The sequence below is a fragment of the Brevibacillus sp. AY1 genome, from assembly GCF_029870785.1.
Lineage (GTDB): Bacteria > Bacillota > Bacilli > Brevibacillales > Brevibacillaceae > Brevibacillus > Brevibacillus invocatus.
This window is the reverse complement of the sequence record NZ_JAFLPN010000024.1, coordinates 27,335-48,440: the sequence shown is the minus strand read 5'-3', so window position 1 is coordinate 48,440 and position 21,106 is coordinate 27,335. Positions and strand designations below refer to the sequence as shown.

At 48.2% G+C, this 21,106-nt stretch carries 30 protein-coding genes; 1 reads left to right on the top strand and 29 read right to left on the bottom strand.

From position 1 onward, the window contains the following. Positions 1–58 precede the first annotated feature (58 nt). From secY to rpsJ, 22 genes are all read right to left on the bottom strand, one after another. Positions 59–1,354 carry a preprotein translocase subunit SecY gene (gene secY / locus JZI27_RS17650; RefSeq protein WP_122910143.1) on the bottom strand — a complete coding sequence of 432 codons (1,296 nt, stop codon included), beginning with the start codon at positions 1,352–1,354 and terminating at the stop codon, positions 59–61. Then, positions 1,354–1,794 (bottom strand): 50S ribosomal protein L15, encoded by a 441-nt coding sequence (rplO, locus tag JZI27_RS17645; RefSeq protein WP_251244638.1) that lies wholly within the window; start codon positions 1,792–1,794, stop codon positions 1,354–1,356. The genes secY and rplO overlap by 1 nt, the downstream gene beginning before the upstream one ends. 32 nt (positions 1,795–1,826) lie before the next feature. After that, on the bottom strand, positions 1,827–2,012 hold the full coding sequence (gene rpmD, locus JZI27_RS17640) for a 50S ribosomal protein L30 (protein WP_023558725.1): 186 nt from the start codon (positions 2,010–2,012) through the stop codon (positions 1,827–1,829). Between the two features lie 16 nt (positions 2,013–2,028). Further along, positions 2,029–2,526: a 30S ribosomal protein S5 gene (gene rpsE / locus JZI27_RS17635; protein WP_122910141.1), complete on the bottom strand. Its 498-nt coding sequence runs from the start codon at positions 2,524–2,526 to the stop codon at positions 2,029–2,031. Between the two features lie 18 nt (positions 2,527–2,544). After that, positions 2,545–2,907: a 50S ribosomal protein L18 gene (gene rplR, locus JZI27_RS17630; RefSeq protein WP_122910140.1), complete on the bottom strand. Its 363-nt coding sequence runs from the start codon at positions 2,905–2,907 to the stop codon at positions 2,545–2,547. 33 nt (positions 2,908–2,940) lie between these two features. Beyond that, entirely contained in the window at positions 2,941–3,477 is a 537-nt protein-coding gene (rplF, locus tag JZI27_RS17625; RefSeq protein WP_122910139.1) for a 50S ribosomal protein L6, read from the bottom strand. A gap of 34 nt (positions 3,478–3,511) precedes the next feature. Next, entirely contained in the window at positions 3,512–3,910 is a 399-nt protein-coding gene (rpsH, locus tag JZI27_RS17620) for a 30S ribosomal protein S8 (RefSeq protein ID WP_023558729.1), read from the bottom strand. A 27-nt stretch (positions 3,911–3,937) separates the two neighbouring features. Next, on the bottom strand, positions 3,938–4,123 hold the full coding sequence (locus JZI27_RS17615; RefSeq protein WP_005828830.1) for a type Z 30S ribosomal protein S14: 186 nt from the start codon (positions 4,121–4,123) through the stop codon (positions 3,938–3,940). Between the two features lie 24 nt (positions 4,124–4,147). Next, positions 4,148–4,690, bottom strand: a complete 543-nt coding sequence (rplE, locus tag JZI27_RS17610; RefSeq protein WP_122910138.1) for a 50S ribosomal protein L5 — start codon at positions 4,688–4,690, stop codon at positions 4,148–4,150. Between the two features lie 26 nt (positions 4,691–4,716). After that, complete coding sequence (gene rplX / locus JZI27_RS17605) at positions 4,717–5,031, bottom strand: 50S ribosomal protein L24 (protein WP_122910137.1); 315 nt, start codon at positions 5,029–5,031, stop codon at positions 4,717–4,719. Positions 5,032–5,080: 49 nt separating this feature from the next. Next, positions 5,081–5,449: a 50S ribosomal protein L14 gene (gene rplN, locus JZI27_RS17600; RefSeq protein WP_122910136.1), complete on the bottom strand. Its 369-nt coding sequence runs from the start codon at positions 5,447–5,449 to the stop codon at positions 5,081–5,083. Positions 5,450–5,490: 41 nt separating this feature from the next. After that, positions 5,491–5,757, bottom strand: coding sequence for a 30S ribosomal protein S17 (gene rpsQ / locus JZI27_RS17595; RefSeq protein WP_122910135.1), 267 nt, complete (start codon positions 5,755–5,757; stop codon positions 5,491–5,493). 22 nt (positions 5,758–5,779) lie between these two features. Continuing rightward, a complete protein-coding gene (rpmC, locus tag JZI27_RS17590; RefSeq protein ID WP_122910134.1) occupies positions 5,780–5,977 on the bottom strand; it encodes a 50S ribosomal protein L29 in 198 nt (65 codons plus the stop codon). After that, positions 5,967–6,401 (bottom strand): 50S ribosomal protein L16, encoded by a 435-nt coding sequence (rplP, locus tag JZI27_RS17585; protein ID WP_049742233.1) that lies wholly within the window; start codon positions 6,399–6,401, stop codon positions 5,967–5,969. The genes rpmC and rplP overlap by 11 nt, the downstream gene beginning before the upstream one ends. Before the next feature lie 2 nt (positions 6,402–6,403). After that, a complete protein-coding gene (rpsC, locus tag JZI27_RS17580) occupies positions 6,404–7,066 on the bottom strand; it encodes a 30S ribosomal protein S3 (RefSeq protein ID WP_122910133.1) in 663 nt (220 codons plus the stop codon). Positions 7,067–7,082: 16 nt separating this feature from the next. Then, positions 7,083–7,415: a 50S ribosomal protein L22 gene (gene rplV / locus JZI27_RS17575; RefSeq protein ID WP_023558735.1), complete on the bottom strand. Its 333-nt coding sequence runs from the start codon at positions 7,413–7,415 to the stop codon at positions 7,083–7,085. Positions 7,416–7,444: 29 nt separating this feature from the next. Further along, on the bottom strand, positions 7,445–7,726 hold the full coding sequence (gene rpsS / locus JZI27_RS17570; RefSeq protein WP_122910131.1) for a 30S ribosomal protein S19: 282 nt from the start codon (positions 7,724–7,726) through the stop codon (positions 7,445–7,447). Between the two features lie 49 nt (positions 7,727–7,775). Further along, complete coding sequence (gene rplB, locus JZI27_RS17565) at positions 7,776–8,606, bottom strand: 50S ribosomal protein L2 (RefSeq protein ID WP_122910130.1); 831 nt, start codon at positions 8,604–8,606, stop codon at positions 7,776–7,778. Between the two features lie 32 nt (positions 8,607–8,638). Beyond that, positions 8,639–8,929: a 50S ribosomal protein L23 gene (gene rplW, locus JZI27_RS17560; RefSeq protein ID WP_122910129.1), complete on the bottom strand. Its 291-nt coding sequence runs from the start codon at positions 8,927–8,929 to the stop codon at positions 8,639–8,641. Next, on the bottom strand, positions 8,929–9,552 hold the full coding sequence (gene rplD / locus JZI27_RS17555) for a 50S ribosomal protein L4 (RefSeq protein WP_122910128.1): 624 nt from the start codon (positions 9,550–9,552) through the stop codon (positions 8,929–8,931). The genes rplW and rplD overlap by 1 nt, the downstream gene beginning before the upstream one ends. Before the next feature lie 20 nt (positions 9,553–9,572). After that, entirely contained in the window at positions 9,573–10,202 is a 630-nt protein-coding gene (rplC, locus tag JZI27_RS17550) for a 50S ribosomal protein L3 (protein WP_122910127.1), read from the bottom strand. 146 nt (positions 10,203–10,348) lie between these two features. Further along, the gene (rpsJ, locus tag JZI27_RS17545) at positions 10,349–10,657 is read right to left on the bottom strand and encodes a 30S ribosomal protein S10 (protein ID WP_005828858.1); all 309 of its coding nucleotides are present in this window, start codon (positions 10,655–10,657) and stop codon (positions 10,349–10,351) included. A gap of 353 nt (positions 10,658–11,010) precedes the next feature. On the opposite strand from rpsJ, the gene JZI27_RS17540 reads away from it, so the two are divergent. Further along, positions 11,011–11,400 (top strand): globin domain-containing protein, encoded by a 390-nt coding sequence (locus JZI27_RS17540; protein ID WP_122910125.1) that lies wholly within the window; start codon positions 11,011–11,013, stop codon positions 11,398–11,400. A gap of 29 nt (positions 11,401–11,429) precedes the next feature. Here the strand turns inward: JZI27_RS17540 and JZI27_RS17535 are convergent, their stop codons facing one another. The 7 genes from JZI27_RS17535 to rpoC form a co-directional block, all read right to left on the bottom strand. Further along, on the bottom strand, positions 11,430–12,356 hold the full coding sequence (locus tag JZI27_RS17535) for a DMT family transporter (protein ID WP_280208466.1): 927 nt from the start codon (positions 12,354–12,356) through the stop codon (positions 11,430–11,432). 163 nt (positions 12,357–12,519) lie between these two features. Beyond that, positions 12,520–13,710, bottom strand: a complete 1,191-nt coding sequence (gene tuf / locus JZI27_RS17530; RefSeq protein ID WP_280208464.1) for an elongation factor Tu — start codon at positions 13,708–13,710, stop codon at positions 12,520–12,522. 120 nt (positions 13,711–13,830) lie between these two features. After that, positions 13,831–15,909: an elongation factor G gene (fusA, locus tag JZI27_RS17525; protein WP_280208463.1), complete on the bottom strand. Its 2,079-nt coding sequence runs from the start codon at positions 15,907–15,909 to the stop codon at positions 13,831–13,833. A 69-nt stretch (positions 15,910–15,978) separates the two neighbouring features. Then, on the bottom strand, positions 15,979–16,449 hold the full coding sequence (gene rpsG, locus JZI27_RS17520) for a 30S ribosomal protein S7 (protein WP_122910121.1): 471 nt from the start codon (positions 16,447–16,449) through the stop codon (positions 15,979–15,981). A 53-nt stretch (positions 16,450–16,502) separates the two neighbouring features. Continuing rightward, the gene (gene rpsL, locus JZI27_RS17515; protein WP_005828873.1) at positions 16,503–16,946 is read right to left on the bottom strand and encodes a 30S ribosomal protein S12; all 444 of its coding nucleotides are present in this window, start codon (positions 16,944–16,946) and stop codon (positions 16,503–16,505) included. A 122-nt stretch (positions 16,947–17,068) separates the two neighbouring features. After that, positions 17,069–17,323 carry a 50S ribosomal protein L7ae-like protein gene (locus JZI27_RS17510; protein WP_122910119.1) on the bottom strand — a complete coding sequence of 85 codons (255 nt, stop codon included), beginning with the start codon at positions 17,321–17,323 and terminating at the stop codon, positions 17,069–17,071. Positions 17,324–17,459: 136 nt separating this feature from the next. Then, entirely contained in the window at positions 17,460–21,083 is a 3,624-nt protein-coding gene (rpoC, locus tag JZI27_RS17505; RefSeq protein ID WP_280208462.1) for a DNA-directed RNA polymerase subunit beta', read from the bottom strand. Positions 21,084–21,106: the final 23 nt, after the last annotated feature.

Genomic DNA, 21,106 nt, shown 5'->3' with positions numbered 1-21,106 from the left:
ATTCCCTCCGTCCCAAGAAGAAAAGCTTACAGAGGCTTTTCCGAAAAATACCAAGGTACTACTTGATGAACCCTTGATAGTGGCGCTTGATCAACTGGCTTTCAATCTGCTTCATCGTATCAAGAGAAACCCCGATGACGATCAAGAGTGAAGTACCACCGATGAAAATCGACTGTGGTAAATCGGCCAGCGAACTGAAGAAGAACGGCAAGATGGAGATTACCATCAAGAACATAGCGCCAGCCAGTGTCAGACGGTTCAACGTACGTGAAATGTACACCTCGGTGTTTTTACCAGGTCGGATACCAGGAATGTAACCGCCATTTTTCCTCATATTCTCCGCCATTTGCACAGGATTGATCTGTACAAAGGTGTAGAAATAAGTGAAACCAATGATCAAGATAGCGTAAAGTGCCATTCCGATTGGAGCATTTACCTGGAAGTTTTGATAGATCCAGTTGGCAAAGCCAGTACCGGAAGCATCAACCCAGAACTGCGCAATCGTCGATGGGAACATCACGAGCGAGACCGCGAAGATAACTGGAATTACACCTGCAGAGTTGACCTTCAAAGGAATATGAGTGGATTGACCACCATACATTTTGCGTCCAACAACGCGCTTGGCGTATTGCACAGGAATCTTACGCACACCTTGCTGCATAAAGATAACCCCGACAACAATGGCGAGGATCACCAAAAGGATGATCACTACCTTTACGATACTGAAGAAAAGATTTTGGGATGGATCAGCGAATTGCGTAGCGTAAATCGTGCCAATCCCGTTAGGAATGTTCGCGACGATACCCGCAACGATCAGGATCGAAATCCCGTTCCCGATACCCTTCTCCGTAATCTGTTCTCCCATCCACATCATGAAAGCTGTACCAGCCGTCAATGTCAACGCAATAAGTGCATAACTGCCAATCGATGTATCATTGAGCAATCCAGGCGCCATATTGTTGAAACCAATTGTCATCCCGACCGACTGAATCAAACCAAGAACAATCGTGAAGTAGCGAGTTACCGTAGCGATTTTGCGACGGCCAACTTCACCCTCACGCGCCCATTGCGTCAGCTTGGGCACAACGTCCATGGAGAGAAGCTGCATGATAATGGATGCTGTAATGTAAGGCATGATCCCCATTGCAAAAATCGAGAAGTTTTGCAGTGCTCCACCCGAGAAGGTGTTCAACAATCCCAACAGCTGGTTTGTGTTCTGCTGAAACAACTCGACGTTTACGTTAGGAACAGGAACAAATGTCCCAATCCGGAAGACAACCAGCATCATAAGAGTAAACAAGATCTTACGACGAAGGTCGCCTATCTTAAAAATGTTAGTGAATGACGCTAACATTAGATCACCTCGGTTGTTCCACCGACTTGAGCGATCTTCTCAGCAGCTGCACCGGAGAACTTGTGAGCTTTAACTGTAAGCTTCACTGTCAGTTCGCCATTAGCAAGGACTTTCACACCATCGCGGAGGGAGCTGATTACGCCAGTTGCCAAGAGCAACTCAGGTGTTACCACAGTGCCTTCCTCGAAACGGTTCAGTGCATCCAAGCTCACGATAGCGAACTCTTTACGACTGATGTTCGTGAAACCGCGCTTAGGCAGACGACGGAACAAAGGATTTTGACCACCCTCGAAGCCAAGGCGAACTCCGCCACCGGAACGAGCATTTTGACCTTTGTGACCTTTACCAGCAGTTTTACCAGTACCGCTACCAATACCGCGACCGATGCGTTTGCGAGTGTGACGAGAACCTTCTGCAGGTTGCAGTTCGTGCAATTTCATACGTTGCACCTCCTAACTGATTGAAATGCTTTTTACGCTTCTACTTCTTTCACTTCAACCAAGTGCTTCACTTTGAAAACCATACCGCGGATCGCAGCGTTATCTTCTTTCACCACGGACGAATTGATTTTGCGAAGACCCAGTGCTTTTACCGTATCTTTTTGATCGACAGTACGACCGATCAGGCTGCGTTTGAGGGTGATTTGCAATTTTGCCATGTTCATTCCCTCCTTATTAACCCAACAACTCGTCAACAGTCTTACCGCGCAATTTCGCGACATCTTCCGCTGTTTTGAGACGGCCGAGACCTTCCAGCGTAGCGTTGACCATGTTGATAGGATTGTTGGAACCAAGAGACTTACTCAGAATATCACCTACACCTGCCAGTTCGAGAACGGCACGAACAGGACCACCTGCGATTACACCAGTACCTGGTGCTGCAGGTTTCAGGAGTACTTTACCAGCGCCGAATTGGCAGAGGACTTGATGTGGTACAGTCGTTCCTCTCATCGGTACGCGGATCAATTTTTTCTTAGCGTCGTCAATCGCTTTGCGAATGGCGTCTGGTACTTCTTGAGCTTTACCCATACCGGCACCTACGTGGCCGTTACGGTCACCCACAACAACCAGGGCGCTGAAGCTCATGCGACGTCCACCTTTAACCGTCTTAGCTACGCGGTTAACGGCGACTACTTTTTCTTCGAGCTCTAATTTGCTAGGGTCGATACGCATTCCTTACCCTCCTTGTTGTTAGAATTGCAGACCAGCTTCACGAGCTGCTTCTGCCAGTGCTTTAATACGTCCATGATAGATGTAACCACCACGGTCAAAAATCACTTCAGTCGCACCTTTTTCTTGTGCACGCTTAGCGATCAGTGTGCCAACAGCCGTAGCAGCTTCCACATTAGCCCCGTTTTTCAGGCCAAGCTCTTTATCCAAAGAAGATGCAGATGCCAAAGTTACACCAGTTGCATCGTCAATCAGTTGAGCATAGATGTGTTTAGAAGAACGGAATACGTTCAGACGAGGGCGGATGGTAGAACCAATCACGCGTCTGCGAATTCGCAGGTGACGTTTTTTCCGAGCTTTGTTTTTATCAGCTTTCGTAAACATTAAGCGGCCTCCTTTCTCATGAAACTACGAAGCTTACTTACCTTTTTTACCTTCTTTACGACGAACCACTTCATCGCTGTACTTGATACCTTTACCTTTGTAAGGCTCAGGTTTGCGATGTGCGCGGATTTCAGCAGCGATTTGTCCTACGCGCTCTTTGCTGATCCCTTTAACCACCAAAGTGGTTTGGTTCGGTACATCGATTTCAATACCAGCTTCAGGTGTGATTTCCACTGGGTGAGAGAAACCGAGAGAAAGTGTAACTCCGCTGCCGCTTTTTGCAGCACGGTAACCTACACCGACCAGTTCCAAAGTACGAGTAAAGCCTTCCGATACACCTGTTACCATGTTGGCAACGAGTGCACGAGTTGTACCGTGCAGGGAACGGTGAAGTTTGTTGTCGCTAGGGCGCTCAATAACTACTTCATTCTCAGCGATGTTGATTTTGATATCTGGGTGAAAGCTACGAACGAGTTGACCCTTAGGGCCCTTTACCGTCAGCTCAGTTCCGTTCAGAGTGAGGGTAACGCCTGCAGGTACCACGATCGGTTTTCTACCGACACGAGACATGTGGTGCACCTCCTGTGCTTTTACAATCTATGAATTACCAAACGTATGCAAGAACTTCTCCACCAACGTGTGCCTGACGAGCTTGTTTGTCAGTCATAACACCAGTGGATGTAGAGATGATCGCGCAACCCAGTCCACCCAAAACCTTAGGCACTTCAGTGTTCTTAGCGTACACACGAAGACCAGGCTTGGAGATGCGTTTCAGACCTGTAATAACGCGTTCGTTGTTTTGGCCATATTTCAAGAATACACGGATAATCCCTTGTTTGTTGTCTTCAACAAACTCAGCATCGCGGATAAAGCCTTCTTCTTTCAGAATGCGCGCGATTTCCTTCTTGATTTGGGACGCCGGGATCTCCACTTTCTCGTGGCGAACCATGTTGGCGTTGCGAATGCGTGTCAACATATCTGCAATTGGATCAGTCATAACCATGAGAGAAAACCTCCTTCCCGTTTCAAATTACCAGCTTGCTTTTTTCACGCCTGGAATTTGACCTTTATAAGCAAGTTCACGGAAGCAAATACGGCAGAGTTTGAATTTGCGCAATACGGAGTGAGGACGTCCGCAACGCTCGCAACGAGTGTACGCGCGAACAGCAAACTTCGGCTGACGCTGTTGCTTGATGATCATTGATTTCTTTGCCACATTCTTCCCTCCTTACGAGTGGGTTTATTTACGGAATGGCATACCCATTTGAGTCAAAAGCTCACGAGCTTCCTCATCCGTTTTCGCGGAAGTAACGATAACGATGTCCATACCGCGCACTTTGTCAATTTTATCGTACTCGATCTCAGGGAAGATCAGTTGTTCCTTCAGACCGAGTGTGTAGTTACCGCGACCATCAAACGCTTTGGAAGAAATTCCGCGGAAGTCACGTACACGTGGAAGAGATACATTCATCAACTTGTCGAGGAAGTGGTACATACGCTCGCCGCGCAGAGTAACCTTCGCACCGATCGGCATACCTTCACGCAATTTGAAACCCGCGATGGATTTCTTCGCGCGAGTTACTACAGGCTTTTGACCAGCGATAATTTGCAGGTCTTCAACCGCAGTATCCAAGGCTTTAGCGTTAGCAACAGCTTCGCCAACACCCATGTTGATGATGATCTTTTCTACTTTCGGCACTTGCATGATGGAAGTGTAATTGAACTTGCTCATCAAGCTAGGCACGATTTCATTCGAATACTTTTCTTTCAGTCTTACTGCCATCTAGAACGTCCTCCTTTCCGACCTGACTACTTGTCGATTACTTCGCCAGATTTTTTCGCATACCGAACTTTTTTACCGTTATCCAACACTTTGTAACCGATGCGAGTTGCAGTTCCGGACTTCGGATCGATCAAAGCTACGTTGGAAACGTGAATCGGTGCTTCTTGGGTAACAATGCCGCCTTGCGGATTGGCTTGAGACGGACGGCTGTGTTTTTTCACGAGGTTGATACCTTCAACCAGAACGCGATCTTTTTTAGGATAGGCAGCGAGAACGCGACCTTTTTTCCCTTTGTCCTTGCCCGCATTTACGATAACAGTGTCGCCTTTTTTAACGTGCATCGCTTGGTGCACCTCCTATCGAACAAACTACCGAACTATTAAGCTTCAATTAGATAACCTCTGGAGCCAAAGAGATGATCTTCATGAAATCCTTGTCGCGGAGCTCACGAGCCACAGGTCCAAAGATACGAGTACCACGAGGGGATTGATCTTCTTTGATGACAACTGCTGCGTTTTCATCAAAACGAATGTAAGAACCGTCTGTACGGCGAACGCCGCTCACTGTACGTACTACAACCGCTTTAACTACTTGACCTTTCTTGACAACGCCGCCGGGTGTAGCGGATTTAACGGAGCATACAATAACATCACCGATGTTCGCCGTTTTGCGACCGGAACCACCCAGAACCTTGATGCACATGAGTTCCTTTGCACCGGAGTTGTCAGCAACAGCCAATCTCGTCTGAGTTTGGATCATTTACTGTTCCTCCTTTCGGAATTGATATCCGAAAATCTAACTTATACGATTACTGCCTCTTCGACGATACGTACCAAGCGGAAACGCTTGTCTTTGGACAATGGACGAGTTTCCATGATTTCCACGATGTCGCCCACTTTTGCCGTATTGTTCTCGTCGTGAGCCTTGAACTTTTTGGAGTATTTCACACGTTTGCCGTACAAAGTATGTTTCTTGTAAGTTTCAACAAGAACCACGATGGTTTTATCCATTTTGTCGGAAACGACGCGACCTACAACGGTTCGACGCATATTGCGATCTGCGGTCATCGTTCAAACCTCCTTCCTTAAATTAACCGATTCCCAATTCTCTCTGACGCAGGATGGTTTTCGCACGAGCAATATCCTTGCGTACTTGTTTGATGCGAGATGTGGTTTCGAGTTGACCGGTAGCCAACTGGAAACGAAGGTTGAACAACTCTTCTTTCAAAGAAACAACGTTTTGTTCGAGCTCGGCAGTGGTCAAATTACGGTACTCATTAGCCTTCATGTGCGTCACCACCCACTTCTTCACGCTTCACGAACTTGCACTTGATTGGCAGTTTGTGCATTGCCAAGCGCATTGCTTCGCGAGCGACTTCTTCAGGTACGCCAGCAAGTTCAAACATGATCTTGCCTGGTTTCACTACCGCTACCCATTTCTCAGGAGAACCTTTACCGGAACCCATCCGTACTTCGAGCGGTTTTTGTGTTACTGGTTTATCAGGGAAGATTTTAATCCATACTTTACCGCCACGTTTGATATAACGTGTCATCGCGATACGGGCAGCCTCGATTTGACGGTTGGTTACCCAAGATGGTTCTACTGCTTGCAATCCGTATTCACCGAACGCAACAGTGGTACCGCCTTTTGCGTTACCGGCCATTTTCCCGCGGTGTTGTTTACGGTGTTTCACGCGTTTTGGCGTCAACATGATTACTTGCCTCCTTCCTCAGTAGCGACGTTCTTTCTCGCTGGAAGGACTTCTCCACGATAGATCCACACTTTAACACCGATGCGACCATAAGTGGTATGTGCTTCAGCAGTACCGTAGTCGATATCAGCGCGTAGTGTATGAAGCGGAACAGTACCTTCGCTATATCCTTCAGAACGTGCGATGTCAGCGCCGCCCAGACGACCGCTTACCAAGGTTTTGATACCTTTTGCACCAGAGCGCAGCGTACGAGTGATCGATTGCTTTTGCGCACGGCGGAAAGAAATGCGGTTTTCTAATTGGCGAGCAATATTTTCAGCTACCAGAGTAGCATCCAGGTCAGGACGTTTTACTTCGTTGATATTGATATGAACGCGTTTGCCAGTCAGTTCAGTCAAGGATTTACGCAGAACTTCTACTTCTGCTCCACCTTTACCAATTACCATACCAGGCTTAGCGGTGTGAATCGTAACGTTCACGCGATTTGCAGCGCGCTCGATTTCGATCGTGGATACTGCAGCATCTTTTAGACGCCCTTTTACAAACTTGCGGATTTTCAGGTCTTCGTGCAACAGTGTTGCGAAGTCCTTGTCAGCGTACCATTTGGACTCCCAGTCACGAATGACACCGATCCGAAGTCCTACCGGGCTTACCTTTTGACCCACACGTAATCCCTCCTTCTTATTTCTCGTTTAGTACCACTGTGATGTGGCTCGTGCGTTTATGGATGCGGCTAGCGCGACCCATAGCGCGCGGACGGAAACGCTTCAGCGTAGGACCTTGGTCTACGAAGATTTTGCTCACTACCAGGCTGTTTGGATCCAGCTCATAGTTGTGCTCAGCGTTTGCAATAGCCGACTTCAGGAGTTTTTCTACTACAGGAGATGCTGCTTTAGGCGTGTGTTTCAGGATCGCCAAAGCCTCACCTACTTGCTTGCCTCTGATCAAGTCTACCACGAGGCGGACTTTACGAGACGCGATGCGAATATTGCGAGCAACTGCTTTTGCTTCCATCTTTGTACCTCCTCTCTGTCAAGAGAAAATTAGCGCTTCTTGGACTTCTTGTCGTTGTCGACGTGACCCTTGAAGGTACGAGTTGGTGCGAATTCACCCAATTTATGGCCAACCATGTCTTCCGAAACGTATACAGGTACGTGTTTGCGGCCATCGTACACTGCAAACGTGTGTCCTACGAAATCAGGGAAGATGGTGGATCGACGAGACCAGGTTTTGATCACGCGTTTCTCGTTCTTTTCATTCTGCTCGACAACTTTTTTCATCAAATGGTCATCCACGAAAGGACCCTTTTTCAAGCTTCGTCCCATTAGTGAACCTCCCTTCGCCAAAGGCGTTCGGTTATTGTATCAGCCTACCTTATTTCTTGCGACGGCGGATGATGTACTGATCGGATTTATTCTTTTTCTTGCGAGTCTTGAGACCCAAAGTGGGTTTACCCCAAGGAGTAACAGGTGCTTTACGTCCGATTGGAGCGCGGCCTTCACCACCACCGTGTGGGTGATCGTTAGGGTTCATTACGCTACCGCGAACAGTTGGGCGCTTACCCAGCCAGCGGGAACGTCCTGCTTTACCGATGTTCAGCAGCTCATGATCTTGGTTTCCTACTTGACCGATGGTTGCACGGCATACGTTATGAATGCGGCGTGTTTCACCGGAAGAAAGACGTACGATTACGAACTCCCCGTCACGACCCAGCAATTGAGCGGAAGTACCAGCAGCGCGAACCAATTGGCCACCTTTGCCTGGTTTCAGCTCGATGTTGTGGATAGTTGTACCTACAGGGATTTTTTCCAGAGGCAGTGCGTTACCGATTTTGATGTCGGCATCTGCGCCGGAAACAATCTCGTCGCCCACTTTCAAGTTATGTGGAGCGATGATATAACGCTTTTCACCGTCAGCATAGTTGATCAAAGCAATGTTAGCGGAACGGTTTGGATCGTATTCGATAGTAGCTACACGACCTACGATACCGTCCTTATTGCGTTTGAAGTCGATGATGCGGTATTTGCGTTTATGCCCGCCACCTTGATGACGTACTGTAATTCTACCTTGGTTGTTGCGTCCAGCTTTTTTGCTCAGAGGCGCCAACAAGGATTTCTCAGGAGTTGAAGTCGTGATCTCCTCAAAAGTAGAAACAGTCATTTGGCGACGAGAAGGAGAAGTCGGTTTAAACTTTTTAATACCCATGTTAATACCCTCCTTTTCGGGAATCGTCGAGATTATACGCCCTCGTAGAAGGTCAGGTCTTTGCTGTCATCAGTCAGCTTAACGATCGCTTTCTTCCACTCAGAAGTATAACCGGAGTATTTTCCATAGCGTTTTGGTTTCGCAGGTACGCGGATAGTGTTCACTGCAGCAACCTTTACGCCAAAAATCTTTTCAACTACTTGCTTGATTTCTGTCTTGTTGGCTTTAAGAGGTACTTCGAAAACGTACTTCTTCTCTGCCATCATGTCAGTGGTGCGCTCCGTAATGATAGGGCGCTTAAGGACATCATGAAGGCTCTTCATTAGGCGAGCACCTCCTCTACTTTCGCAACCGCGTCTTTCGTCACGATTACTTTATCATGCGCTACCAGATCCAGAACGTTAATGCCTGCAGCATCTACGAACTTAGCACCTGGGATGTTACGGGAAGAGAGCGCTACGTTTTGATCATACTCGGAAGTAACGATCAGTACTTTGCGATCTGCTTTCAAGCTGTTCAGAACAGCTGTCATTTCTTTTGTTTTTGGAGCTGTGAAGTTCAGAGCATCCAAAACGAGCAATTCGTTGTTTTGAACTTTTGTCGAGAGTGCAGATTTCAGAGCCAAACGACGAACTTTACGGTTCAGTTTGTAACCGTATTTGCGCGGAGTTGGTCCGAAAACAACACCGCCACCTTTCCATTGCGGAGAGCGAATGGAACCTTGGCGTGCACGACCTGTACCTTTTTGGCGCCATGGCTTGCGGCCACCACCACGTACTTCAGAACGGTTCTTTACATCGTGTGTACCTTGGCGTTGGGACGCTTGTTGCATCACGATCGCATCGTACAGAACTGCGCTGTTAGGTTCAATCCCAAATACGCTGTCTGCCAGATCGATTTCGCCAACTTGAGAACCGGTTTGGTTATAAAGAGCTACTTTCGGCATGTCAGTTCCTCCTTTCCTTACTAGTTCTTCTTGACTGCCGTCGAAACCAGTACGCAACTGTTTTTCGGTCCTGGTATGGAGCCTTTAACGAGAATCAGATTGCGATCTGCGATGACTTTTACTACTTCCAGGTTTTGAATGGTAACATTGTCGCCACCCATTTGACCTGGCAGTGTTTGGCCTTTGAATACGCGAGCTGCATCGACAGAACCCAGGGAACCTGGACCGCGATGGTAACGCGAACCGTGAGCCATTGGACCGCGGGATTGATTGTGACGTTTGATCGATCCTTGGAATCCTTTACCCTTGGTTACACCAGCTACGTCTACGATATCTCCCTCAGCGAAAATATCTGCTTTCAACTCTTGACCTACCTCGAAGTCTCCGAGGTTCACACCGCGAATTTCGCGAACGAAGCGCTTAGGTGCAGTGTTAGCTTTCGCTGCATGGCCTTTTTCCGGCTTGTTAGCGCGCTGTTCTTTTTTATCTTCAAAGCCGATTTGAATTGCTTCGTAACCGTCATTCTCCAGATCTTTCTTTTGGAGAACTACGTTAGAACCAGCTTCGATGACCGTTACAGCGATCGCTGTTCCGTTCGGACCAAAAACTTGAGTCATTCCAAGTTTTTTACCTAAGATTCCTTTGGTCATTTGTGCCACCTCCTGTACATATTTCACAAAAACAGTATTGTTGTATCAAGTCCCTACCGATGCGCAGGGGTGCCATTTCAGGGGTTTGTTGCTTGTGGTAACACGCTCATCAAGACAACGGCTGCGCGTGTATCGCGTTTGGGACTTTACAGTTTGATCTCGATATCTACACCAGATGGCAGATCCAGACGCATCAAAGCATCTACTGTTTGTGGTGTAGGGTTCAAGATGTCGATCAAACGTTTGTGTGTACGCATCTCGAATTGCTCGCGAGAATCTTTGTACTTGTGCACCGCGCGCAGGATTGTGTAAACTGCTTTTTCCGTAGGAAGCGGGATTGGACCGGATACATTTGCACCGGAACGCTTAGCAGTGTCTACAATTTTTTCTGCAGACTGATCGAGGATTTTGTGATCATACGCTTTCAAACGAATACGAATCTTTTGCTTTGCCATTTGAGTCCCTCCTTTTTCGCCCATTTTCTAAACAGACATTTCTCCGTGGAAATATCCTGCACCCCGGTCATGGCAAAGGGGCCGGGTGTGTCAGCAACCTCCCACATCATCGCAAGTCCATGACCAACATTACATATTGTACTAAAATCTATTGGGCAACGCAAGTTTTTTCTGTGTTTCCCGCAATATTTTTGTACAAGCAAGTCTCGTTGCAAGACTCACCTTGCCTATAATACAGATTTAACTCTAGAAAGGCAAGCGGGATTCCCTGCCAACTCCTGGCCTTACCTTCCTATAATAGAAAGAAACCGTTATACTAGGATGGAATGTGTGAGTAAAGGAGGTCTTTACAGATGTCTGATTGGAGCAAAACACCTTATGAATTGATTGGTGGAGCAGAAGTACTGGCTCGCCTTGTTGATACCTTTTATGATCTGGTAAAGCAGCACCCGGATATTTCTCCGCTTTTTCCTGAGGATTTTACTGAAGTGAAGGAAAGGCAGTATCAGTTCCTTACACAGTTTCTCGGGGGCCCTACCTTGTATACCGAAAAGCATGGCCATCCGATGCTAAGAGCCCGCCACCTTCGCTTCCCTATTGGCACTGTCCAGGCAGAAGCATGGCTGGCTTGTATGAAGGAAGCGATGGATCGAACGGGGCTGGAAGGTGAAATTCGAGATCATATCTTTGATCGTCTTCGCATCACTGCGCATCATATGGTTAACCAGTGGGAGCAAGCGTAAGCAGAAACACAAAAGCGTAGGGGCGATCCCTACGCTTTTGTCGTCGATTCAACAGGTGAGCCGATAGCTGGCTGTGGTATTTTTTTTGACCCCAGATATACGCCCAGCACAATCATAAATAACGCAAGCAGATGTACCAGCTGCAACCGTTCACCCAGAAAGATCGCAGCAAACACCAAGCTGGCAAGCGGCATGCCATTTAAAAAGATAGCCGTCCGGCTTGCTCCGAGCTGTCGTATGCCATAATTCCAGCCCAGCGTACCTAAAGCGGAAGAAAAGACGGCTGAAGCCAGGATGACCAGCCACTGAAATCCGCTAATATCGATATTCATATAATAAGAAACAGGTTGATCCACCAATGCCACCGACCAGAGAAATACCATGCCAAACACCTGGGCCAGTGCCGTGATCAACAATACAGGAACACCACGAATCACCAGCTTGCGAATCAACAGTCCGCCTGTAACATACATTAGCATGGAGAAAAACATAATGGCATCGCCCACGCCGTTCATCTGTACAGCACCATGCTGCGAGATGACAACAATCAAAACCCCCGAAAATCCAACCCCAATTCCCAAAGCCTTTCTCCAGGTCATCCCCTCTCCCAAAAACAGCATCGCAAGCAGTCCAGTTGCCAATGGATTGAGACCGAGAATGAGTGACCCGTTGCCAGCCGTAGTATACTGCACGCCAATCGTCATGGTGATTTGATGAAGCGCGATCGATGTCGCCCCCACTCCAGCTAGCAGTATCCAATCCACCTTGGAAAGTCGTAAACTCTTGTGGTACGCCGCAATAACCGGAAGAAAACAAGCAGCTGCAAGCGTCATGCGCAATGATGAGACAAATAATGGCGGAAATGTAGTCAAGTATTTGACCATTACAACATTAAGACCCCAGAAAGTGACCACAACGGCCAGCATAAGGAATAATAGGCCTTCTTTATTCTTCATATGTGTTATCCCCAATCCAAATCAATGTTGGTATTGTAGCACAACACGCTTGTCACCTGCTGTAGAATCATTTAGATCACAGTTATTGAAAAAATCGATCAATCCAAGCATGAAAAAAAGACCCGACAACCATAAAGCTGTCGGGTCTCTCTTGTATAGGCAATTAAGCTTCGATGGAAGCTACTACGCCTGCACCTACTGTACGGCCACCTTCGCGGATCGCGAAACGAGTACCTTGTTCCATCGCTACTGGAGCGATCAGTTCAACGGTGAACTCAGTGTTGTCGCCAGGCATGATCATTTCAACGCCTTCTGGCAGTTGGATGATACCTGTAACGTCAGTTGTACGGAAGTAGAATTGTGGACGGTAGTTAGCAAAGAAAGGAGTGTGACGTCCGCCCTCTTCTTTGGACAGAACGTAAACTTCTGCTTTGAACTTGGTGTAAGGCTTAACGGAACCTGGTTTCGCCAAGCATTGTCCACGCTCGATATCTTTACGGTCAACACCGCGCAGCAAAGCACCGATGTTGTCACCAGCTTGAGCGGAATCCAGCAATTTGCGGAACATCTCAACGCCAGTTACAGTGGAAGTTTTTGTTTCTTCAGCCAGACCGATGATCTCAACTGGGTCACCAACTTTAACAATACCGCGCTCTACGCGACCAGTAGCAACAGTACCACGACCAGTGATCGTGAACACGTCCTCTACAGGCATCAAGAAAGGCTTGTCAGTTGCGCGCTCAGGAGTTGGGATGTAGCTGTCAACAGCTTCCATCAGTTCAACAACTTTTTGAGCCCATTCGCCAGTTGGATTGTCCAAAGCTTCTTTAGCAGAACCTTTGATTACTGGAGTATCGTCACCTGGGAACTCATATTGAGACAACAGGTCACGGATTTCCATTTCAACCAGTTCCAGCAACTCTTCATCGTCTACCATGTCGCATTTGTTCATGAATACTACGATGTAAGGTACGCCTACTTGTTTGGAGAGCAGGATGTGCTCGCGAGTTTGTGGCATAGGGCCATCAGCTGCGGATACAACCAGGATCGCTCCGTCCATTTGAGCAGCACCAGTAATCATGTTTTTCACATAGTCCGCGTGACCAGGGCAGTCAACGTGAGCATAGTGACGGTTCTCAGTTTCGTACTCAACGTGAGAAGTGTTGATTGTGATACCGCGCTCTTTTTCCTCAGGAGCAGCATCGATCGCAGCATAGTTCATAGCTTTTGCATTACCTTTTTGCGCCAATACAGTAGTGATGGCAGCAGTCAGGGTAGTTTTACCGTGGTCAACGTGACCAATGGTACCGATGTTAACGTGCGGTTTATTACGCTCAAATGTTTCTTTTGCCATGAGAGCTAAAGCCTCCTTAAATATAAGGGTTTTATAGTTGGTAGAAAGGTTTACCCTACCTCAGGTTTCCCTTCCATATTGTAAACCTTTCTGGTTTCCAAATAAAGTCGTACTCGGAAATTATTCGCCTTTGGATTTCTTGATGATCTCTTCAGCGATGAACTTCGGTACTTCTTCGTAATGGTCAATTTCCATCGAGTAGGTTCCGCGACCTTGGGTACGGGAACGAAGTACAGTGGAGTAGCCGAACATCTCGGACAGCGGCACCATTGCACGGATTGCTTGTGCGTTTGCACGAGCTTCCATACCTTCGATGCGACCACGGCGGGAGTTCAGGTCACCCATAACGTCGCCCATGTACTCTTCAGGCATAACGACTTCTACTTTCATGATTGGCTCAAGAATGACAGCGCCACATTTTTTCGCAGCTTCTTTCAGAGCAAGGGAACCTGCTACTTTAAACGCCATCTCGGAGGAGTCAACGTCATGGTAGCTACCGTCTACGATAGTAGCTTTGATATCAACCAGCGGGAAGCCGGCGATAACACCATTTTTCATTGCTTCTTCGATACCAGCTTGAACAGCCGGGATGTATTCTCTTGGTACTACACCACCGACGATTTTGTTCTCAAACTGGAAGCCTTGACCTGGTTCGAGCGGAGCAAACTCAACCCAAACGTGACCGTATTGACCACGACCACCGGATTGACGAACGAATTTACCTTCCACTTTCGCTTGACTGCGGAATGTCTCGCGATAAGCTACCTGTGGAGCTCCTACGTTCGCTTCTACTTTGAACTCACGCTTCATGCGGTCAACGATGATCTCCAGGTGAAGCTCACCCATACCGGAAATGATCGTTTGACCAGTTTCTTCATCCGTACGAGTTCTGAACGTTGGATCCTCTTCAGACAGCTTGGACAGGGCAATACCCATCTTGTCTTGGTCTGCTTTGGATTTTGGTTCGATCGCAACGGAGATAACTGGCTCTGGGAATACCATGGACTCCAGGATTACAGGAGCCTTTTCATCACACAGAGTATCACCAGTTGTCGTATCTTTCAAACCTACTGCCGCAGCGATGTCACCGGAATAAACCGTTTGGATTTCTTCGCGGTGGTTTGCGTGCATTTGCAGGATGCGTCCTACACGCTCACGTTTGCCTTTGGTAGAGTTCAATACGTAGGAACCGGAGTTCAGCACACCAGAATACACGCGGAAGAAAGTCAGGCGGCCAACGTACGGGTCGGTCATGATCTTGAACGCAAGAGCGGAGAACGGACCGTTGTCGTCCGCTGGACGAGTCACTTCATCTTCGGAGTCTGGCAAAGTACCTTTAATCGCAGGGATATCCACTGGAGATGGCAGGTACGAAACTACGTTATCCAGCATAGGTTGAACACCTTTGTTACGGTATGAAGAACCGCACATTACTGGAACGATTTTTACTTCAATAGTACCTTTGCGCAGTGCTGCACGAATTTCATCGTTCGTCAGCTCTTCGCCTTCGAGGTACTTCATCATCAATTCTTCATCTTGTTCTGCAGCTGCTTCAACAAGCGCCATACGAAGCTCTTCGCACTTGTCTTTCAGGTCAGCTGGAATATCTACAGAGTCAGATGTTTTACCCAGGTCATCCGTATAGATGATTGCCTTCATCTCAATGAGGTCAACCATACCTTTGAACTGGTCTTCAGCACCGATTGGATATTGGATCGCAACTGGATTAGCACCCAAGCGAGATTTGATCTGCTCCAAGCACATATCGAAGTTAGCGCCGATAATATCCATCTTGTTAATGTAGCAAACACGCGGAACACCGTATTTGTCAGCTTGACGCCATACGGTTTCAGTCTGTGGCTCTACACCGCCTTTTGCATCAAAAACGGTAACCGCACCGTCAAGAACGCGCAAGGAGCGCTCAACTTCAACAGTGAAGTCTACGTGTCCAGGCGTATCGATGATGTTGATTCGATGGCCTTTCCACTGAGCAGTAGTAGCAGCAGAAGTGATGGTGATACCGCGCTCTTGTTCTTGTTCCATCCAGTCCATGGTTGCAGCACCTTCGTGCGTCTCACCAATTTTGTGAACGCGACCGGTGTAGAACAGAATACGCTCAGTCGTGGTCGTCTTACCAGCATCAATATGAGCCATGATACCGATATTACGCGTATTCGGCAAAGAGAACTCGCGAGCCATTAGGTGTGCTCCTTCCATACTCGAGTGTAAACAGATAAGGGTGTCCAAAACAGACACCCGTTTTGGATTCTACCAACGATAGTGTGCAAACGCTTTGTTTGCTTCAGCCATTTTGTGCGTGTCTTCACGTTTTTTCACAGCTGCACCAGTGTTGTTAGCTGCATCCATGATTTCGTTAGCCAGACGTTGTTCCATCGTTTTCTCACCGCGGTTACGGGAGTAGTTCACCATCCAACGCAGACCAAGAGTGGTGCGGCGCTCTGGTTTTACTTCGATTGGAACTTGGTAGTTGGCACCACCTACACGGCGAGCTTTTACTTCCAGTACTGGCATTACGTTTTTCAGTGCTTCTTCAAACACTTCCATCGGATTGCGACCTGTGCGCTCCTGAATGATGTCAAATGCGTTGTAGAGAATATTTTGAGCTACACCGCGTTTACCATCCAACATCAGACGGTTAATCAGACGAGTAACCAGTTTGCTGTTGTGAATTGGATCAGGCAGCACGTCACGTCGAGCTACAGGACCTTTACGAGGCATCGTATTCCCTCCTTCTTTTCGATATAAATCTACGCCACTTCACAGGCGCTTTCTTATTTCTTTTTCGCAGCTGCAGCTGCTTGACCTGGCTTCGGACGTTTAGTACCGTATTTGGAACGACCTTGTTTACGGTTGTTCACACCAGCAGTGTCAAGTGCACCACGAACGATATGGTAGCGTACCCCTGGCAAGTCTTTTACACGACCGCCGCGCACCAGCACGACGCTATGCTCTTGCAGGTTGTGGCCGATACCACCGATGTAAGCTGTTACCTCGATTCCGTTAGTCAAACGCACACGAGCGTATTTACGCAACGCGGAGTTCGGTTTTTTCGGAGTCATGGTACCTACACGAGTGCAAACACCACGTTTTTGAGGAGAGCTTTGGTTGGTTTGGCTTTTCTTGAAGCTGTTGTACCCTTTTTGAAGAGCTGGGGACTTCGACTTCACAACCTTATCCTCGCGACCTTTACGCACCAATTGGTTAATTGTAGGCATGATGTTACCTCCCTTCTTAATACCCAATCTCAAGACCACAGATCCAGGTGAGTCATTTTGAGGTCAAATAGAAAGTTCTTGTCCAGTATTACGCAACGTGTAATAACCAAACAAAAACATCGTTAACCACTTTTTTTAATCGCGGCCGTTGCCGCTCCCACTTCGATCCCGCACGCCTTGCCTAATCGGCGCATGGAATCCACATGGATGACTGGCACACCCTTCTCTTTGCAAAGGAGCTCGACTTTTTGGGTCAAACGCCGATCAGCATCATTCGCGATATATACCGCTTCAACCTGTTGGTTTTCCACGGCTTTAATCGTTTGCTTGATTCCGATGGTTAACTCCTTGGCCCGCTCTACTTTTTCATAAGACATGATGATCATATCCTCCAAAGTACAGATGTCAGGCACACTTGAATATAATAGCAGGTAGGCTATTAGATGTCAATGCCCGTATACTAAAAAATTTAGTTAGGAAAACGTCCGCCATAAGACGGACGTTTTTCCTGGTTTACTCTACAGAAACGGCTTCTTGTTGCTCTTTTTCAGCTGCTTCTGCTTCATATTCAGCCACACTGGACACTTTGATATTGCGATAACGGTTCATACCAGTACCTGCTGGAACCAGTTTACCGATAATCACGTTCTCTTTCAGACCTAGCAGACGGTCTACCTTGCCTTTGATAGCAGCATCGGTCAGTACGCGAGTTGTTTCCTGGAAGGATGCAGCCGACAGGAAGGAGTCTGTCTCCAGGGATGCTTTTGTAATCCCCAAGAGAACCGGACGACCCACAGCTGGACTTTTTCCTTCAAGAAGTACTTTCGTGTTCGCTTGCTCAAATTCTGGAACTTCCACATAAGAGCCAGGCAACAGGTCAGTATCTCCACTGTCAATAACTCGCAGCTTGCGAAGCATCTGACGGATCATTACTTCGACGTGCTTGTCATTAATTTCCACACCCTGCATACGGTACACTTTTTGCACCTCTTGCAAAATGTAGTTGGATACACCGCGCATGCCGCGAACCTTCAGCATTTCTTTCGGGTCAACGGAACCTTCCGTGAGCTCATCCCCTGCATTCAGCTTCGTACCAACAGATACCTTGATACGTGCACCGTATGGAGCAGCGTACACTTTGTTTTCCGCTTCGCCTTGTACTTCGATTTCACGACGGTCTTTTACTTCACGAATGTCGACGACTTCCCCGTCGATTTCAGAAATAACCGCTTGACCTTTCGGATTGCGCGCTTCGAACAACTCCTGAATACGCGGCAAACCTTGGGTAATATCGTCTCCGGCAACCCCACCGGTATGGAACGTACGCATGGTCAGCTGTGTTCCAGGTTCCCCGATGGACTGAGCCGCGATAATTCCTACCGCTTCGCCCACTTCCACTTCGGCACCTGTTGCCAGGTTACGACCGTAGCACAGTTTGCAGACTCCATGAGGAGTGCGGCAAGCCAGTACGTTGCGAATATATACTTCTGTGATGCCTTCTTTTTCGATATACTCGGCAACCTCTTCCGAGATTTCCTCGTTGCGACCCACGATAACTTCTTTTGTTACCGGATGGCGCAGAGTCTCAAAGCATGTACGGCCGACAAGTCGATCTGACAGCTTTTCAATCTCTTCCTTACCATCTTTGATCGCCGAAACACGAATACCTTTGTCGGTTCCGCAATCTTTTTCGCGAACGATCACGTCTTGGGCAACGTCTACCAGACGACGAGTCAGATAACCCGAGTCCGCTGTACGCAGCGCCGTATCGGCGAGACCTTTACGCGCACCATGCGTGGAGATAAAGTACTCCAATACGGTCAGACCTTCACGGAAGTTGGATTTGATCGGCAACTCGATGATTCGTCCGGACGGGTTGGCCATCAGACCGCGCATACCAGCCAACTGAGTAATCTGGGATACGTTACCACGGGCACCGGAGTTCGCCATCATGAAGATTGCGTTGAACTTATCCATCGACTTCATCAGGACTTCGGTTACTTCATCCTTGGCTTTTGACCAGATGGAGATTACGCGGTCATAGCGCTCGTCTTCAGTGATCAAACCGCGACGGAACTGCGTCATGACAGTCGCAACCTTTTGGTCAGCTTCATCAAGAATTTCTTTCTTCTTCTCAGGCACCACGATGTCCGCTACGGCAATCGTAATACCTGCTTTTGTGGAGTACGTAAAGCCCAGTTCCTTGATCTTGTCAAGAATCATGGAGGTTTTCATCGTACCGAAGCGACGGAAGCACTCGGAGATGATCGTACCCAGGAAGCCCTTTTTCACTGCGCCGCTATCCGGGAGATTCTTGATGAACTCCTTCACATCGACGCCTTTTTCAAAAATGAAGTACTGGTCTGGCACCATGTTTTGCAGATTGCTCTTGGTCGGTTCGTTAATGAACGGCAAATCCGCAGGGAAAATTTCATTGAAAATCACTTTACCTGCAGTGGTAACCAGTAGTGCTTCCTCTTGTTTCTCAGTGAAGCTGGTTTTGCTCAGGCGCTTAGCCGGCAATGCGATACGCGTATGCAGGCTGATAAAGCCTTGTTGATATGCCGCAATCGCATCATGCGGATCACGATAAACGGTACCTTCCCCTTTTTCGCCTTCGCGCTCCAATGTCAGGTAGTACGAACCAAGTACCATGTCCTGAGATGGAGTAACGACCGGCTTACCATCTTTCGGGTTCAGGATGTTTTGAGCTGCCAGCATGAGGATGCGAGCTTCTGCTTGCGCCTCAGCAGACAACGGAACGTGAACAGCCATCTGGTCCCCGTCGAAGTCCGCGTTGTAAGCGGTACATACGAGTGGGTGCAGACGAATCGCACGACCTTCCACCAATACAGGTTCAAAAGCCTGGATACCCAGACGGTGCAAGGTGGGGGCGCGGTTCAAGAGCACTGGATGCTCACGAATCACGTCTTCGAGTACGTCCCAAACCTCTGGTTGAACGCGCTCGACCTTGCGTTTTGCGCTCTTGATGTTGTGAGCGAGTCCTTTGGAGACCAGCTCTTTCATCACGAACGGCTTGAACAGCTCCAATGCCATTTCCTTCGGCAAACCGCACTGATACATTTTCAGGTTCGGTCCGACAACGATAACGGAACGACCGGAGTAGTCAACGCGTTTACCCAAGAGGTTTTGACGGAAACGACCTTGCTTACCTTTCAGCATGTGGCTGAGAGATTTCAAAGGACGGTTTCCAGGACCTGTTACCGGACGACCACGGCGTCCGTTATCGATCAACGCATCGACAGCTTCCTGCAGCATGCGTTTTTCGTTTTGTACGATAATGTCAGGAGCACCCAGCTCCAGGAGACGCTTCAAACGGTTGTTCCGGTTGATCACGCGACGATACAGGTCGTTCAGGTCGGAGGTAGCGAAACGTCCACCATCCAGCTGAACCATCGGGCGAAGCTCCGGTGGAATAACCGGCAGTACATCCAGCACCATCCAGTCAGGGTGGTTGCCGGAGTTGCGGAATGCCTCCAGCACTTCAAGGCGCTTGATCGCGCGATTGCGACGCTGTCCTTGAGCTGTTTTCAGGTCTTCCTTCAGCGTTTCCACGTCTTTGTCCAAGTCGATTTCAGCCAGCAGACGCTTGATCGCTTCTGCACCCATCATCGCTTGGAAAGAATGTCCGTATTTCTCACGATAATTGCGATACTCTTTTTCGGAGAGCAGCTGCTTCTTATCGAGCGGGGTATCACCTGGATCCGTGACTACATAAGATGCAAAATAAATCACTTCTTCCAGGGAACGCGGGGACATGTCGAGAACCAAGCCCATACGGCTAGGAATCCCTTTGAAGTACCAGATGTGAGAGACTGGGGCAGCCAGTTCAATATGCCCCATCCGCTCACGGCGTACTTTGGCGCGAGTCACTTCCACGCCACAACGATCGCACACGACACCTTTATAACGAACGCGCTTGTATTTTCCGCAATGGCACTCCCAGTCCTTGGTTGGTCCAAAGATGCGTTCGCAGAACAAGCCGTCTTTTTCCGGTTTCAATGTACGGTAGTTGATCGTCTCCGGCTTCTTCACTTCCCCGAAAGACCACGAACGGATCTTATCGGGGGAAGCCAAGCCGATCTTCATATATTCGAAGTTGTTCACGTCTATCACAGGGCGTTACCTCCCTTTGTACC